14 protein-coding genes are annotated in these 17,653 nt (G+C 43.2%); all 14 read left to right on the top strand.

The window, feature by feature from the left end; genetic code table 11:
- Positions 1-26: 26 nt before the first annotated feature.
- The 14 genes from TBC1_RS12195 (at position 27) to TBC1_RS12125 (ending at position 17,652) form a co-directional block, all read left to right on the top strand.
- Positions 27-812, top strand: coding sequence for a LytR/AlgR family response regulator transcription factor (locus tag TBC1_RS12195; RefSeq protein WP_062043253.1), 786 nt, complete (start codon positions 27-29; stop codon positions 810-812).
- Positions 812-2,866 carry a sensor histidine kinase gene (locus TBC1_RS12190; protein WP_062043250.1) on the top strand — a complete coding sequence of 685 codons (2,055 nt, stop codon included), beginning with the start codon at positions 812-814 and terminating at the stop codon, positions 2,864-2,866. Before TBC1_RS12195 ends, TBC1_RS12190 begins: the two co-directional genes overlap by 1 nt.
- Before the next feature lie 41 nt (positions 2,867-2,907).
- A complete protein-coding gene (locus tag TBC1_RS12185; protein ID WP_137305700.1) occupies positions 2,908-5,535 on the top strand; it encodes a T9SS type A sorting domain-containing protein in 2,628 nt (875 codons plus the stop codon).
- Between the two features lie 190 nt (positions 5,536-5,725).
- On the top strand, positions 5,726-6,478 hold the full coding sequence (locus TBC1_RS12180) for a LytR/AlgR family response regulator transcription factor (protein WP_062043244.1): 753 nt from the start codon (positions 5,726-5,728) through the stop codon (positions 6,476-6,478).
- 7 nt (positions 6,479-6,485) lie between these two features.
- Entirely contained in the window at positions 6,486-8,591 is a 2,106-nt protein-coding gene (locus TBC1_RS12175) for a histidine kinase (protein ID WP_172668894.1), read from the top strand.
- 75 nt (positions 8,592-8,666) lie between these two features.
- The gene (locus TBC1_RS12170) at positions 8,667-10,034 is read left to right on the top strand and encodes an ATP-binding protein (RefSeq protein WP_062043240.1); all 1,368 of its coding nucleotides are present in this window, start codon (positions 8,667-8,669) and stop codon (positions 10,032-10,034) included.
- Between the two features lie 485 nt (positions 10,035-10,519).
- On the top strand, positions 10,520-11,395 hold the full coding sequence (locus TBC1_RS12165) for a pirin family protein (protein ID WP_062045529.1): 876 nt from the start codon (positions 10,520-10,522) through the stop codon (positions 11,393-11,395).
- Positions 11,396-11,720: 325 nt separating this feature from the next.
- The gene (gene rsgA, locus TBC1_RS12155; RefSeq protein ID WP_062043234.1) at positions 11,721-12,791 is read left to right on the top strand and encodes a ribosome small subunit-dependent GTPase A; all 1,071 of its coding nucleotides are present in this window, start codon (positions 11,721-11,723) and stop codon (positions 12,789-12,791) included.
- Between the two features lie 125 nt (positions 12,792-12,916).
- Entirely contained in the window at positions 12,917-13,339 is a 423-nt protein-coding gene (locus TBC1_RS12150; RefSeq protein WP_062043231.1) for a hypothetical protein, read from the top strand.
- A 298-nt stretch (positions 13,340-13,637) separates the two neighbouring features.
- The gene (locus tag TBC1_RS12145; protein WP_062043229.1) at positions 13,638-14,192 is read left to right on the top strand and encodes a hypothetical protein; all 555 of its coding nucleotides are present in this window, start codon (positions 13,638-13,640) and stop codon (positions 14,190-14,192) included.
- 390 nt (positions 14,193-14,582) lie between these two features.
- Entirely contained in the window at positions 14,583-15,125 is a 543-nt protein-coding gene (locus tag TBC1_RS12140) for a TIR domain-containing protein (RefSeq protein WP_062043226.1), read from the top strand.
- A gap of 5 nt (positions 15,126-15,130) precedes the next feature.
- Positions 15,131-15,694 carry a toll/interleukin-1 receptor domain-containing protein gene (locus tag TBC1_RS12135; RefSeq protein WP_062043223.1) on the top strand — a complete coding sequence of 188 codons (564 nt, stop codon included), beginning with the start codon at positions 15,131-15,133 and terminating at the stop codon, positions 15,692-15,694.
- 9 nt (positions 15,695-15,703) lie between these two features.
- Entirely contained in the window at positions 15,704-16,495 is a 792-nt protein-coding gene (locus tag TBC1_RS12130; protein WP_062043220.1) for a TIR domain-containing protein, read from the top strand.
- A complete protein-coding gene (locus TBC1_RS12125; RefSeq protein ID WP_062043217.1) occupies positions 16,492-17,652 on the top strand; it encodes a TIR domain-containing protein in 1,161 nt (386 codons plus the stop codon). Before TBC1_RS12130 ends, TBC1_RS12125 begins: the two co-directional genes overlap by 4 nt.
- Position 17,653 lies beyond the last annotated feature (1 nt).

Below are 17,653 nucleotides of genomic sequence, written 5' to 3'. Positions count from 1 at the left end.
TGCCGGAATTTGGAATTTCCCCTCTTATGCTTACCTTTAGAAAAAATATCACCGAAAAAATGCTTCGCACCCTCATCATCGATGACGAGCCACCCGTAAGAGATACTCTACGTGGTTTATTGCAGAAAACCTGTCCCCGGGTGAATGTTGTTGGCGAGGCAAGCAGCGTGAAAACCGGCATTCTGGCCATCAGGGAAAAAGCACCTGACCTGGTTTTGCTCGATATTAAAATGGACGACGGCACCGGCTTTGATCTGCTCAATCATTATGAAAACATCAACTTCAAAATCATTTTTGTTACAGCCTACGAGGAATTTGCCATCCAGGCTTTCGGCTTCAGTGCGATCGACTACCTCCTTAAACCTGTTAACCCTGAAAAGCTTGCAGAAGCTGTAAACAGAGCCGAACTGCTTCATCAGAATGAATTCAATATCCAATTGGGGGCGCTTAGGGAGAACCTTCAAAATAAGGGAAAACAAAACAAAAAAATCATCCTCAAAAACCTGGAAAGTATTTTTATCATCAACATGGATGATATTATACACTGCGAATCGGACGGAAGTTATACAGCCTTTGAAACCTCAGACAATCAAAATATCCTGGTATCGAAAAACCTGAAAGAATATGATACGCTGCTTTCCGGTTCAGGCTTCCTGAGGGTGCACAGGTCGCATCTGATCAATCTGAAACATATTAAACGATTTGACAGACATGATGGAGGTAACGTGGTGATGAGCAATGGGGCCCAAATACCGGTATCGGCAAGCGGCCGTGAAAGATTGCTTGATTTGTTTGAAGAAATCAGTGCTTGATGAAAAGGTTAAAGAAGCATCTTTTTGTCCTTATTCTGTTTGGGGGGCTATACTTCCCCCTGTTTTCACAGGTTAATTTTCCATTGAATCTGCAGCTTGCCGATAGCCTTGAGCGCCTGCTTCCTGCTGCCACAGGTAAAGAAAAAGTGGATATCCTTAATGGAATTTCCTACGCGCTGATCCGGCATTATTCCTCCAGATCCGATAGTTTATCTTCCATTTCAGTGCAACTGGCAAAAGAAACCGGATATAAGGAAGGTCTGGCCAAAGCTCTTTTCTGCAAAGGCACCAATGATTACATCAATGGAAACTTCATTGATGCCATGACAATTCTGTACGAAGCCCTGTACCTTTATAAAGAAATCGGGGATACCAATATGATTATCGAAACCTATTATCAAATTGGCGCTGTATCTTATTTTTCCTTTACCGATATAAATGAAGGATTGCATTGTGTTCAGATTTGCCTTGATTATGCCAAAGTATCCGGCCTTAAACATTGGGAATCACAGATGTATTCATCGATGCAATATCTTTATAGCACAGCAGGCAATCATGACAGTTCTTACAAATACCTGAAACAATACACAGCATTTGCAAAAGAGATGTCTGTACCCCGGTTGGAAGAAACGATGGTTATCGCCGCTTATGGCAGGAATTTCTTTCACATGGGCCATTACCGGAAAGCCTTGGATCAATATTTAATTTCCTGGCCCCGGATCAATCCCGGTGATATCGAAGAAAGAGCATACCTTGCACAGCTATCTTATTCAATTGGTGATGCTTACAATGCCTTGAATATTACTGACAGCGCATCTTATTATTTTGATCTTGGTATGTCACTGGCAAGAAAAAATAAACATTACTGGGGCTCAATGATGAATTCCATGGGGCTGGCACGTCAGTACCTCACTTCCGGCGATTTGGAAAAATCAGTGATGTATTGTGATTCTGTCATTTATTTCGGATCACAAATTGACACCTTAAAATCATTTTATGGAATCAGAGAATATTCCAAACTATTGGGTATGAGTGGTGAACTCTATATACCCATAAATAAGGAATTCAAAAGATTTCTGGCCTGGAGGGCCATGTCAGGAGCTTATCAGATCCTGATACAAATCAGAGAAGGACAAAATCGCTATCAGGAGGCATATTATATCAGTAAAGATTTCAACAAAATAAAGGATAATATTGCAAATTTTCAGAAACGGACAGAGATTCTCGACCTGCAATATCAATACCAGGCGAAGCAAAAAGATGATCAGATTTTGTTGCTTTCACAGGAAAATAAAATTCAGGGGTATAAGATCAGCAGAAGTAAATGGAACTTTTTTACGGTAATTGCCGTATCCATACTGCTCCTTTTTATTCTTATCCTGATAGTTCGTCAGAACAGGATCAAATCGGGAAGAAAAGTGGCTGAATTTCAGCAACGGCTGCTTCTTTCACAGATGAATCCTCATTTCATCTTTAATTCTCTTACAAGTATTCAAAATTTTATTGTCAAACATGACGAAATAAAAGCAAGTGTTTATTTATCCCGGTTTTCAGGACTTGTCAGAAGTATCCTGAAAAATTCACATGAAGAGCGCATTACGCTGGAAGAAGAAATCAATACCATCGAAAATTATCTGGAACTGCAGAAGATAAGATTTCCTGATAAGGTTGACTATTCCATTGATGTTGATCCCCTGATCGAGCCTGAATCCCTGAATATTCCGCCCATGCTGGCCCAGCCATTTATTGAGAACGCCATCGAGCACGGCATTAAAAACCTTGAAACAAAAGGCAAGGTTACTGTACGGTTTCACCTTGACCACACCCTGATGATTCTTGAGATTGAGGACAATGGCGTGGGCCGGAAAAAAGCAGGGGAATTGCTGCTGAAGCGTGACAAAGACCACAAATCGCTGGCCACGGTGATCACCCGCGAGCGGATCGCGGCACTGAACCACAGGTCTAAAAAGAAGATCGCCCTGGAAATCATCGACCTGAAGGATGACGAAGGCAATGCGCGGGGAACGCTGGTGCGGTTCGTACTGCCGCTATAAATTCCAGAAGCAAGGATCCAATGACTAATGACGAGTGACCAGTGACTGCCCATCTGTCCAACTGGAAAAGCGTTCGTTCCCCAAAAACCGGCGTTCCGTCCCTGATACCCCGCATTCAGAACTTTGGCGGATATTATCATGCAACGGTGATTAACTTTATGCATTGTATTAACCCTTCCCCCAGCATCCTCATTGGTATCATTGAGGAAGGTGGTGGGGGATCAAATATCATTGCCATGAAAAAAATTGTCTTTCTTTCCACCTGCTTACTGAGCACAATATTATTAATGGCGCAAATTGATTTTGTCAGCCTTACCATAGTTGGTGGCGAACTGGCTGCTTTGGGCGCCCGTTCTGTTTTCGCTGCCGACCTCGACGGGGATGGCGATATGGATATAATTTCTGCTTCTATGGAGGATAATAAGGTTGCCTGGTACGAGCAGGATGAACAGGGGAATTTTACTGTTCATTCTGTTTCAACTGAGGTTGAAGAAGCGCAATGTGTTCATGCTGCTGATCTGGACGGGGATGGCGATGCGGATATAATAGCATCCGGTAAAAACGGCCTTTGGTGTTTTGAAAATGAGGGAAATGGGATCTTCACGCCGATGAATATATTCCTATTTGCCTTTTATAGTGGCATAATTACGACAGCAGATATGGACGGTGATTGCGACCTTGATGTCGTTGTTGCATTCAGCGAAGGTGATGCCAATAATAGCATTGAATGGTACGAGAATTCTGACGAATGGGCTTGGCCCGTTCATGTTGTTGACAGCATATATTATCCTGATTGGATTTCCGTCGATGCCGGGGACATGGACGGAGATGGGGATATTGATATCATTGCTTTAGAGTCTTCAGGTTGGTGGGGGTCTGGTGAAATGTCACTTTTTGAGAATACCGGTGATGATATCTTTAGTAAACATGTTATTAGTAATGGTGGGATAGCTGTTTTTCTGGAGGATATCGATGGGGATGATGACCTTGATATTGTATCTGAAGATCTGAACCATCCTGCCTGGCATGAAAATATTGGAAATAATGAATTCATCACTCACCAGATTTCTTCTGAATTATTTGGCTATGGCGTCATTGCAGTCGATATGGATGACGATGGGGATATTGATATCCTTGCAGACACAGGTCCGGTTAATGATTATCCGCATGATTTATGCTGGTTTGAAAACGATGGATCAAATAATTTCCCTTCTTGCAATATCATCGAAAATGACATAGCCCTGTCTTCAGTTTTTGCTTCCGATATCGATATGGACGGCGATATGGATATCGTTGTTGCAGAGAATGATAATGTCTCGTTGTTTAATAATAATGGTGAACAGGATTTTGAAGAACTTGAATTGACAAAAACCGCTTTCCAGGCAACCAACGCTGTTTACAGTGACATGGACGGGGACGGGGACATGGACGTAGTGTCAAGGTATGCAAATACCATTGCCTGGTATGAAAATGATGGAAACCAGCAATTTACGACACATATTGTGGAAGAATCGGTTTATATTAATAACCATACGCTTTATGCAGAAGATATCGATGGAGATAACGATGTTGATATTATATATGGTTTTGATGATGCGATTTTCTGTTCTAAAAATAATGGGGCAGGTAGCTTTTTAAATTATAAAATTTGTCAGTACTTCAATTCGGTTGAGAGCTTTTTTATAGATGATCTCGACCAGGATGAAGATTTGGATATTTTAGTCTCCTACCAGGACTCCTTTAAATGGTATGAAAATAATGGAACCGGATACTTTTCAGAACATAATATTTCAAATTTCGATCCAGACATCAAAATCCGGGGAATCTGCTCTGCTGACCTTGAAAACGACGGGGATATGGATATTCTCGTAGCTAAAAGTGGTGATCTTTACGCCATCTACTGTAATTATAATGACGGGACCCAGAATTTCAGTGAGTTTCCTGTTTTTCCAGGGGTATACGGGGATGCAGGAGCAATAACTGCCAAAGATTTCGACCTGGACGGGGATATGGATTTTATTTATTCGTCAAATACGACTCAAATACTGTGCAGCCAGATCAGTAATTATAACTTTTTAGCTCAGACTCTTTCGGTGACGGGTGATTTTAGTTCATTTTTTGCACAGGATTTAGATATGGATGGCGATGATGATATTTTGATCACAGATTTTGGGACGGGATATCCTTCATTTACTCCCAGCAGGTTATTTTACATGGAAAACCTGGGTGGGAATATGTTTAATGAATTTACAATAACTGAAGATCTCAAGGGTGCCATGTCAGTTTATGCCGGTGATATTAACGGTGACGACGATATAGATCTCCTGACGGCATCCTATGATGACAGCAGGATTGCCTGGCATGAAAATCTGATCATTGGACTGCAAACTCCCGAGTTCCGGGTTCCGGGTTCCGGGTTCCGGGTTGAGGTGTTCCCAAATCCCACTTATGCAATCGTGTATATCGAATACGAAATAGAAAATCCTTCCCCTGTTCATATCAATGTTTTCAATGCTGCTGGAGAAAAAGTAGCCGGTTTACAGGATGGATATCCTGCCAAAGGGAAACATATGATTTCCTGGGATGCCGGGAGCCTGCCTTCGGGGCTCTATTTCTGCCATGTTATATATTGGAATGAAATCGTTGCTAAGAAAATAATAAAATTCTAATTGCCGGCGATTATTAACCGCAGTGATAACAGAGGTTACACAGAGGTAACAGAGTATTTGGTGTTGATAATCAAATCTCTGAGTCAATTTATATTTGATGCTTTTTGCTTGGAAATTGCCTGGAATTTGGTGCTTGGAATTTGGAATTTCCCCACTTATGTTTATCTTTAGGAAAAATATCGCCCCTAAAATGCTCCGTACGATCATCATCGACGATGAGCCCCCGGTGAGGGAATCGCTGCGGGAGATGCTGAAAGAGCATTGCTGCAACGTGAAGGTTATTGCTGAAGCCGGAAGTGTGATAAGCGGCGTGGAGGCTATCCTGAAGCACCACCCCGACCTGATTCTGCTAGACATCAGGATGGCCGACGGCACTGGTTTCGACCTGCTGGAACAGATCGAACCGCAAGAATGCAAGGTCATCTTTGTGACAGCCTACAACGAATATGCCATCAAGGCCTTCAAGTTCAGCGCCCTGGATTACCTGCTCAAGCCTGTCGACTCCGATGAACTGAAAGTTGCTGTGGAAAAAGCGGAACACCAGGTGGTAAAGGAACTTAAAACCCAGCTGGATACCCTGGTCAAAAACCTGGACACGGAAGATCAGTCTAAAAAGAAGATCATCCTGAAAACTGCAGATAACATATACCTGCTGAGGGTCAATGACATCAGCTGCTGTGAATCCGATGGGAAGTACACCATGATTTACCTTGCGGATGGTAAAAAGGTGATGGTCTCCACGACATTGAAATTTTACCAGGACCTGCTGACTGAATACGGATTTTTTCGTGTGCACAAATCCTACCTGATCAACCTGGAGCATATACAGCGCTTCGAGAAAGCAGAAGGTGGTTACCTTATCCTGGGCAATGAGCTTAAGATTCCCGTAGCATCGAGGAAAAGGGAAGAATTACTTGACCTTTTCGACCACATCAGCGAATAAGATGACCATGAAAAAACTATCGATCCGCCGGCTTTCATTACATCTCATCCGCCCCCTTTCTTCCTTTCTCCTTTTCTCCCTGTCTCCCCTTCTCCCTTTCTCTTCGATCGCCCAGGCCTTTAACGACATCGAATGGTATGATGTGGACAGCCTGTTGTCGGTGCTGCCCGGAAAGGAAGGCGAAGAAAGGGTGCAGACCCTTAATTTCCTGGCGGCCTCCCTGTCATTCGAGGATAAAACAGAATCAGAATATTATGCGTTGAAAGCCCTGGGCCTTGCTGAGGAACTTAACGACCTGGAAGGTGTCGCAAGTGCCTGCCGGAACCTGGGAAGGAAGGAGTTTTACGACGGCAACTACCCTCAAGCCCTGAACCATTATCAGGAATCCCTGAAGATTTTTGAACAAAAGGGGAATCGCCGGCAGATAGCACAATTGCTGGAAGATATAGCTACCACACATTTTTTCGCCGGAAATTATGATGAAACCTTCGAAATCATTAATAAGGCAATTCATGTTTACCGGGAGAAAAAAGAGGATGGCAATACAGTGGGAAGCGTCAGGGATACGATGACCATATTTTCCAGGCTGGGTTTGCCTTACCGAAATATTGGCAGATCGGATATCTCATTGAGGATTTACCTTAATTACCTGGATGTCGGAAAAGTAAATAAATTTGAGATCACCGATATGATGGTGCACCATGGTCTTGTGGCCATGTGCTATTATGAGGTTGGAAAGCCCGACAGCGCATTACATTTTTTCAGGATGTCGAACAATTACCCTGACGCCAATATGAGCATCCGGGCCATGAAACATACGAATTATCTCCGCATGGCTCTCATCTATAATACTCTGGGCGAAACCGACACCGTCATCCGGCTTCTGACGCAATCTTATGCATGGTTCTCTGAGAGAGGATATTTAAGACAATCCCAACTTGCTGCACGACAGCTTGGTGAAGTATATCTGGCACTGAATCGTGCCACTGATGCCGAGAATCATTTTCTACATTCAGAGTCATTATTGAAAGAAATGATCGACAGAAAGTCATATTACAGGTATGATTCCCTGAAATATATTGTGTCATGGGGCAGCGATCTGTATCTTCCATTTCCAAAAAAGCAGGTGAAAGAAGTGATTAACAAAGAGGCCATTGACTTATATGACCAGATGTACCGGTTCTATCTGGGAAAAAACCAGCTTCGAAAGGCTATGAACTATTTGGTTGCCTGTTCGGATGCCAAAGATACTTTGCGGATGCTGGCCAGGAACAGGGAATCGATCGAGATACAGACCAAGTATGAAACGGAAAGAAAAGATACTGAAATCCTCACTCTTTACCAGCAAAATGAACTGAAAGAGATGCAGTTAAGACAAAACCGGTGGTTTTTGCTCGGGCTGGGGGGAATAATAATATTGATCATTTTGCTGGCAGTCATTCTCATCCGGCAAAGCCGGCTGCGCGCCACCCATGAAAAACTGATCATCCAGCAAAAATTGCTGCGATCGCAGATGAACCCGCATTTCCTGTTCAACTCCCTGGCCAGCATACAGAATTTCATGATAAAGGAAAAAGACGGGCTGGCAGCAAATTACCTGTCGAAGTTCTCAAAACTGGTGCGCAATATCCTCGACAGCAGCGTGGAAGAAGTTGTTCCACTAAATGAGGAAATGACAACGATAGAAAATTACCTTGACCTTCAAAAGATCCGCTTCCCCGACAAATTCGACTATGTCATTGACATTGATCCTGATATTGATCCTGAATCGGTCATGGTCCCGCCTATGCTTGCCCAGCCATTCATCGAGAACGCTATCGAACATGGGATAAAGCACAAGGTAGAAAAAGGGAAGATAGATATAAGGATTGCGCGATTGAGCGATTGCACGATATTCGAGGTGGAGGATGATGGAGTTGGAAGGGAGAAGGCCCAGGAGATCATTGAGAAACAAGACAAAGGACATAAGTCCCTGGCAACGAAGCTGACGCAGGAGCGAATTGCGGTATTGAACAGGAAATCAAAAAAGAAAATCACCCTGGAAATCATCGACCTGAAAGATGACGAGGGCAACGCCAAGGGGACGCTGGTTCGGTTCGAAATACCATGCTGAAAACAAATTCAAGATCTGACTTATTATGCTTGAAAAACATTATTTTTGTTATGCATAATAATAATAATTGTACTCATGTTTCTGAACAGACAAAAAGAAATTGAGCGGATTCAGCAATCTTTGCAACGGAAAAAACCGCAGTTTATCGTAATCTACGGGAGGCGCAGATGTGGTAAATCAACTTTACTCCAACAGATATTACCCCATGAAACGATCTACTTTTCGGCTGATCTGAGAGAAGCACCTTTGCAAATTTCAGCTTTTGCCAGGCAGGTTGAAAAGATAGCCCCGGGTTTCTCCAAACCGGTTTACCCCGATTGGGAAACTCTTTTTCTCAGCCTGAACAATACGCTAAAAGAAAGAACGATTGTTTGTATCGATGAATTCCCCTATTTGGTAAAAAACAGCCCCGAATTGCCGTCTGTACTGCAAAAAATCATTGACAACCGGGATCACGGCAACTTTCACCTGATACTTTGCGGTTCTTCCCAGCAAATGATGTACAGCATGGTGCTTGAGAAAACTTCTCCGCTTTATGGCCGTTGCGATGAAATTATTAAGTTAAAACCTATGGCTATCAGATATCTGCAGGAATACCTTTCAGTTTCCTCAGTGGATGCAGTCCGGGAATTTGGAGTTTGGGGCGGAGTTCCCCGATATTGGGAGGTTAGAAAACAGCATGAAAATTTAGCCCAGGCAGTTAAAAATAGTATCCTGGATCAGAATGGTTTGCTTAGCGAAGAGCCGGAGAGGCTTTTTTCGGATGAATTGCGTACCGCTGTTCAAGCCTACTCAATACTCAGCCTGATCGGCGCCGGTGTTCATCGTCCTTCTGAAATCGCAGCCAGGTTGGGTAAACCCGCCACTCAATTATCACGAGTGCTTGGATTTCTTGTTAATCAGGGATATATAAAGCGTGAAACACCTTACGGAGAACCTCCAAAGTCGTCAAAAAAAAGCCTTTATAAAATGGATGATCCGTTTATGAATTTCTATTTCACTTTCCTGGTCCCAAACAAAAGCAGGCTTGAATTTAATATGGTTGAACAGGTTTGGGAAGAAATAGAAAATAAGTATGACCGGTATATCTCGTCAATCTGGGAGGATTTATGCGGAAAAGCAATTCCTTTCATCGAAATTGAAGGTAAAAGGTTCAACCCTGCCTCCCGGTGGTGGGGTGGCGGCTTAAACAAAAAAAAAATGGAAATTGACCTCATTGCCTCATCAACTGACCAGACAGCCTTATTAATCGGAGAAGTAAAGTGGTCGGATAAAAATCAAACAATTGAAGTTTTAGAATCGTTGAAATGGAAGGAAAGCAATATCCCATTCGCAAAACCTGAAAAAATCATCAAAGTTTTATTTCAGAAAACACCCGCATCACATCCGGATATTACAGTATTGACGCCGGATGACATCGTAAGTCTGGCAGATTTACCCTGATTTGAATTGGCATAACTTATTTTTAGCTTGTAAAAAATCATTTTATGATCAGGGCTGTCGTGGTTGCCGGGAGTCTACTTACCACTGACGCTGTCGCGTGAATGATCGACGGTTCCCGGGTGACTGTAGCTTCAGGAAAGCGGAATTTGCTGCTGCTTTTTGGTGAAATCACGTAAGGGCATATCTTTGGTGGGTTTCGGGACCGGCTTAAGCGCAGGTCCGGCATGCAGGCAGCATCAGGATAAATCAAGGCTTCAGTAATGGAGAATGAAACCGGCGTGTTTTTGTGTTTCTGCGCTTCAGTGGCAGATTATTTAAGGTAAGTCGTAAAGTGTGTCCCGGCTAATCCTATAACGAAACCTCCGGTTTAAATCCGGTTAAGCATTTGACCAGGCATAATCCGGGATAAATCAACAAAAAAACAGTAAGTTTGGGTTGGTGTTTGCCAGTGATGCAGGGTAATGTTTTATAAAAACAGCATGCAGATGTCAACCATAGAAATGATTATCCCGGAAAGGGCCGCCGGCATCGGAAACTTTCAGGTAGGCCGGTTGCTGCCTTTTCGTCAGAAACGCGCGGTAGGCCCTTTTGTTTTCCTCGACCACATGGGGCCGGCCACGCTGGCAGCAAACGAAAACCTGGACGTTCTGCCGCACCCCCATATCGGACTTTCCACCCTCACCTACCTGTTTGAAGGCGCCATTATACACCGCGACAGCATCGGCAGCGTGGCGGAGATACAACCCGGGGCCGTTAACTGGATGACAGCCGGCAAAGGCGTGGTACATTCCGAAAGAACGCCGGAGTATCTGCGGAACACGGAGAAAAAACTGCACGGGTTGCAGTTCTGGGTGGGACTGCCAAAGGAATATGAAGAGACGGAGCCCTCGTTTATCCATATCGAAGCGGATAAAATCCCGGCCTGGACGGAAGATCATCTTCAGTTCAGGCTGATCGCCGGCGAGGCCTTCGGAAGAAAATCACCGGTTCCGGTCTTCAGCAGGCTTTACTTTGCCGAAATAAAATGTAACACCGCCCGGCTGGCAGACCTCAGCGGCGCGCTGTATGGCGAAAGCGCCCTGTTTATCCTTGAAGGCGCCGTCCGCATCGAAGGCATCACCTACGGCCCGGACCAGATCCTTGTGACAAAGGAGAGCCAACGGTGCAGCTTTGAAATGGAAGCAGGCAGCACGGTTTATGTTTTCGGGGGCGATCCTTTCGCCGAAGAACGTTACATCGACTGGAACTTTGTATCCTCCGACAAAAACCGCCTGCTGGCGGCCAGGGAAGACTGGATCCATCAGCGCTTCCCCATGCCGCCCGGCGAAACGGAGACCGTCCCCTACCCCGGCCCGGGATAAAAGCACAAAGTATAAAACACCCTACCCCTCAGCATCCTTGGCTTTGTTTGCTGAGCGAGTTGTGGCCGGGCGGCGGTAGTCAAGCGGCGGTGGTCGGGCAAGGGTGGTCGGGCGAGGGTGGTCGAGCGGCGGTGGTCGAGCGAGGGTGGTCGAGCGAGGGTGGTCGAGCGGAGCCGAGACCAGCCGAGACCAGCCGAGACCAACCGAGACCAGCCGAGACCAACCGAGACCAACCGAGACCAACCGAAGCACAACCTAAACCCCAACCTTTGCCTTAGCCCTAGCCTAAACACTTATAGAGATCAACGCATAAAACAGCATTCAAATGGAACTGAAAGACCTCGGTTACAACGAAAAGACAGAAAAATCAAGAGTTCAGCAGAACCTGACCGATTATGAGGCGGGCAGGGTGATTGCCGAACACAGGGAGCGGTACATCGTGCGCACCGCGCAAGGGGAAACGGAGGCCGAAATCACCGGAAACCTCCGGTATTCGGCAAAAAGCCGCGAAGACTTCCCCGCGGTGGGCGACTGGGTCGCGCTCATCATGTACGACAACAACACAGCGCTGATCCATCAGATCATCCCGCGTACCTCCGCCATCACCCGTAAGGCGGCCGGCCATACCGGCGAAGTGCAGATCATCGCCGCCAACGTGGATACCGCCCTGCTGATTCAGGCCGTGGACAGGGACTTCAACATCAACCGCCTGGAACGCTACCTTACCCTCTGCTATGCCGCGCGGGTCAGCCCGGTGATTATACTGACCAAGACCGATCTGATCACGGAAGAAAGGATCAGCGCCATCACCGACGCCATCCGGCAACGCATTCCGGACGTCCCCGTGATTGCCGTCAGCAGCATCACCGGAAACGGTTACGATGCGCTCAACAGCATAATGGAGAAGGGGAAGACCTATTGCATGCTGGGCTCTTCGGGAGCCGGCAAGTCCACCCTGCTGAACTTCCTCTCGGGCAGGGAGGTCATGCACACCGGAGATATCAGCCAGAGCACCGGCAAAGGCAGGCACACCACCAGCCACCGGGAACTGCTGGTGCTTGATAACGGCAGCATACTGATCGACAACCCGGGCATGCGGGAAGTGGGGATTGCCGATACCGCCTCCGGGCTGGAAACCACCTTCGATACCCTGCTCAGCCTGGCGCAGCACTGCAGGTTTAAAAACTGCACCCATACGAACGAGGATGGCTGTGCCGTGCTGGAAGCGGTGGAAAACGGCACGCTCGACGAAAGCCTGCTCGGAAATTATCTTAAACTGGAAAGGGAAAAGGCCTGGTTTGAAACTTCGCAGGCCGAAAAGAAACGGAAAGAAAAAATTTTCGGAAAAATCCTGAAGGATTACCAGAAGAAGGATATTAAGGGGAAAAAGATTTGAGTGCGGCCAACCTGACCATGCCCTTTCCGGTTGCCTGCATAGTGATTGTGCATTACTACGCCGGACAGGGCCCCTGAAAACCAACGGAATAAAGATACGCTGCACGGGCAAACAAAAAACAGGCTGTGGAACAAAAGGATTATTTACTCCGGGAAATTGAAAAGCTGGGCATTGTTATCCGGGCCATTCAGCAGAAAATCTTTGGCGGCAGCGGACCGCCCGCAATCACCCTGGAGCGGCAGGAAGCCGAAGCCCGGGAAATGCTGCTTAACGAAATAAACTTCGACCTTGACCGGTTTTTACAGATGGACCTGACGGAGTCGGAAAAGTATGTGAACGGCTTCAAGGGCTTCAGCATTGAAAATATTGAGGCTCTTGCAGCTTTTATCGCGAAGATTGGGTTCAGCAAGCAGTCAGAACCATCGCGTACCTATCTTGAAAAAGCGCTTCAGCTTTTTGAAATCTGCAATATAAAAAGCAAGACTTTTTCTTTTGAAAGGGAAAACCATATAAGCGCCCTGAGCAGTGCCCTGGCAAAACCGGATTAACGGGGTATATAGCTAATGCAACAAGTACGACTGATCCGATTACAACTTCTACCGGGCTGATTATTCCTGATAACCACAAAGTGCGAAAGTAATACAACTTTTTCCCTGCATTATTGCTGATATGTAAATTTCTTTTGTAATTTTCGGGATGGTTTGCTGCCTGGAATATCGATGAAGATTGAGGAGATAGTAGCGGGAGCAGTTGATTGTAAGTGCTTGTAAGTGATTAGATGGAAAATTTGTTGAGTATATTTACGGGTTGTATCCCATACATTGATTAATTTAAACCATAACTAACATGAGAAAAAAGTTCGTATTAATTCTTCCTTTAATGTTTTTTGCTTTTACCTCTTTATGTCAGAATTTAAATCCTGCACCTGAAGATAAAGCTGTTGTTTATTTTGTAAGAACAAGTTCAACCGGATTCGCCATAAATTTTAGTTATTTCGATAGTACAAAACTTATTGGAGTATTTAATGGTCCAAAGTATATAAGATATGAATGTGAACCTGGTCAACATTTATTTTGGGCAAGATCTGAAAATCGGGATTTTGTAGAAGCAGAATTAGAAGCCGGGAAGATCTATTTTATAGAAGCGATTGTAAAAATGGGAGCAATAAAAGCTGCGGTAGAGTTGCGGCCAGTGAATACAGATGATTCAAAGAAGATGGAAAAGATCTTTAAACTTTTAAATAAAAAGCCTTCAGAATCATTTACAGAAGAAGAACTTAGGAATGAAACAATAAGACTTGAAAGTGCAATAGAAAGGGGTTTAGAAAAGTATAGAGAGGAGAAGGGTTCAGGAGTAATTATTCCAAAATTATCAAAATCGATGTACTATAAAGGGAATTAAATATACAGGGCACCATCGGGTAGACGGCCGGTAAGCGCTAAAGCCCACCGGTGCGTCCTTCGGCAGAAACTCAGGAACCTCCGCTCCCACCGGCCACCCGCAACCAGGCAGTTCCGTTATGCCCGCTTGCTAGATTTAAAAGCATTTCGGTTGCAATAACCTTAAATTGAGAATGAAATGCAAAAATTTTTCCTGCATTATTGCTGATATGTAGTTTTCTTTTGTAATTTTCGGGTGTAATTTGCTCCCTGGAATATAGATAGAGATATAGTAGATGGTATCGGGAGCAAGTGCTTGTGAATAATTAGATGGATAATTTGGTGAGGATATTTTTGAGTTACAAACAAGTCTACCAGACGACACTGTAACCAATGAACGACATTCTATAAAATGGCAATTGAAAAGAAAATCCGAAACTGCTTTGTAAGCTACCATCACGAGCGAGACCAAAAATACATCTCGAAACTGAGAAAGGTAATTACTCAAATGAAAGTAGCTGACTATTCACTGAAAGATGATTTAGGGCATTTAACGGACGAAACTATTTATAAAAAGGTAAGGGAGAAAATGAGACGCAGTTCTGTTACTGTCGTTTTAATTGGCGAAAGAACAGGTCACCGCAAATGGATTGACTGGGAAATATGGGCATCGTTAAGGGGCTACACGCATCCGTATGACCCTTATAAATCATTCAAACCAAACGGTCTGCTTGGTATTTTTTTACCAGTAGAATCACATTCCATTCCAAACAGGTTACAAGACAATATTGACTCAGGCTTTGCGGTAAGTATAAAGTGGGAAAATTTGGAAAGAGATTTTGAAAGCAAAGTGAACTATACTTACTGGAACAGAACCAATGTTCCCCGTAAAATTGATAACAGCCGAGAACGAATGGAAGAAGATTACTGGGATTTTCTAGGTTTTAGAATTTAAATGTTATGGCAGGCATAAATAGATTTTATTATCCAACAAAATATCAATCAAGGACTCAAGTAGTTTCCCTCGGTATAAAGTGTGTATTCATCTCATATCAGAAGAAAGACAGAGATGCAGCTATTAAAGTTGCTGAATACTTACAAGGAGCAGGCATAGATGTTTACATAGACGTTTATGATACGGAATTGAAACTTCAACATCAAAATGACAATCCAAAGGAGGTAACAAATGCCATTTGCAACGGAATTAACAATAGTAGTCATATGCTAGTTTTGGTTTCTCCTGATACTTTGTATTCTACATGGGTTCCATTTGAAATTGGATATGGGTATGATAAAACAGACTTAGGGGTTCTCTGCTTAAAAGGAATTCCAAAGGGAAAACTCCCCGAATATGTAAGAACTGCAACAATTGTAAGAGACATTTACGACTTGAATGAGCTTGTCGAACGATTGAGTGGTAAAAAGAAAGAAATATTATTGGAAACAAAAATGATGAGTGACTATGGTAGCTCCTTGAATCCATTGTCTGGAGTGATGGACAGTTTGATAAGTGACAAATACTAATTTATCAATATGGCAAATAAAGAATACTTAGTAACAAGACTCTCCTTTAGAGAAGATGGGCGACTAATTCGTGACGTAACAGTATATGAATACGATGGCCAAAGCCTTGATAATGGAACAACCCAGAACAGACAGTGGATGGTGAATAAGGTAACGGCTGGTTACCAAATCTCAATTATGACACCAAATCCAGACGTTCAAGATGAATGGAAGAAACACAACCCTTTTTCTTATAATGGTGGTTACTTTAGTTGGGAGTTCAAACTGCCATTAAATGAAACTAAGCGGAAAACTTTTGTTAGCTATTACCATCGAGATAATCAAGGTGATAGAGCAAGATTTGCTAATCTATTTGGAGATTTAATAGTCAGTAAATCCGTTGAAGATGGAGATATTGATTCAGACAACAGTGATGAATACATTAAGCAGTTAATTCAGAAAGAATATTTGTCTGATACAACTGTGTTGGTAGTTTTAATTGGCCCTAAAACCAAATGTAGAATGCATGTGGATTGGGAAATTTCCGGAGCATTGAATTTGAAAGTAGGCGAAAGCAATGCAGGTTTATTGGGCATCCTTCTTCCATCACATCCTGATTATGGTACTGGACAGGCTACCTATGATTTAATGCCTGCACGGTTAGCTGACAACGTAAAATCAGGTTATGCTATAATCAGAGATTGGACCGACGATAGGGTGAAAGTGCAAGAGTACATTGAAGAAGCTTTTGAAAGACGTATTTCGATGGCTGATAAAAGAACTAATTCTCGTTTACAAATGGATAAAGACACTTGCGAATGAAAAACAGACTAAAATACCCACTATCGCTTTTTGTGGTCTGGCATCCTGCTTTTGCTGTGGGGAAACAAATTGCAAATGATTTGTACAGTACATTTTGTAGAAATATTGAAGAGCCACTATCAAGAGGCTTGGGGGTTCAAGTTTATTATCGAAGTGCTTCGCTAATTCCAATTGATAAGAACATAGCAAATAGAAATGCAATTATTCTGCTCGTTGATGAAAATTTCATGACAGATGGAGGCTTTCAAGAATACACGAAGCAACTGGTTGGGCTAATGGACGACAATACCAGAATTTATCCAATTGCATTATGTAAACAAGCCACTGGTATTGGATGTGGACTTGACTCCATTCAATTTATTAGGCATCATGATGGGTTTATCAATATTCAAGACGAATACAAAAAAGAAATCAAAAAAATCAAATCTGAACTTCTACATGATTGTGCTCGATTACTGATGAATTTCCAACCAGTTTGGATGGATAAAAAAGGCAGTAAAATACCTTCTCCAGTAAAACTATTTTTAAGTCACGCTAAAAAGGATGGAGAAAAAACAGCTAAGAAATTTAAAGTATTTGTTGAATCAGAAACAAAACTTGATATATTCTTTGATACAGTGGATATTGCTGATGGATATGAGTTTGAAAAGCAAATAGGGGCCAATATTGAAAATGCTGCACTTGTGGTTTTTCATACTGATGAATATTCTTCCAGAGAATGGTGTAGAATTGAAGTTTTAGTTGCAAAGCGATATAAATGCTCTATTGTGGTAGTCCACGATATTAAAGATGGAGAGAAAAGAGCATTCCCTTATATGGGTAATACACCTACTATAACTTTAAAGCAAGAAGAAAATTCAAGCTTTAATGAGATTTTGACTTTAACACTATATCAAGTAGTAAACAATCTCTATCAACGAGAACTTTTAAAATCATTTGAAGAAAAATTTAAAGATGATAAGGCCGAGTTTGTAACAATCACATCACCACCTGAACTTTTCAACTACATTGACTTATATAAAAAGAAACGTACAGTAAACAAGAAACTGATAGTGCTTTATCCAGAACCGCCCCTAGGTGCAGAAGAACTAAGGATATTGAATGATATAGATAAGGATATAAAGTTCATCACACCTATTTATTTACCAACTTTATAAA

Origin of the sequence: Lentimicrobium saccharophilum (genome assembly GCF_001192835.1) — a bacterium.
Lineage (GTDB): Bacteria > Bacteroidota > Bacteroidia > Bacteroidales > Lentimicrobiaceae > Lentimicrobium > Lentimicrobium saccharophilum.
The sequence above is the reverse complement of the archived record's forward strand: the minus strand, read 5'-3'. Positions and strand labels throughout refer to the sequence as shown.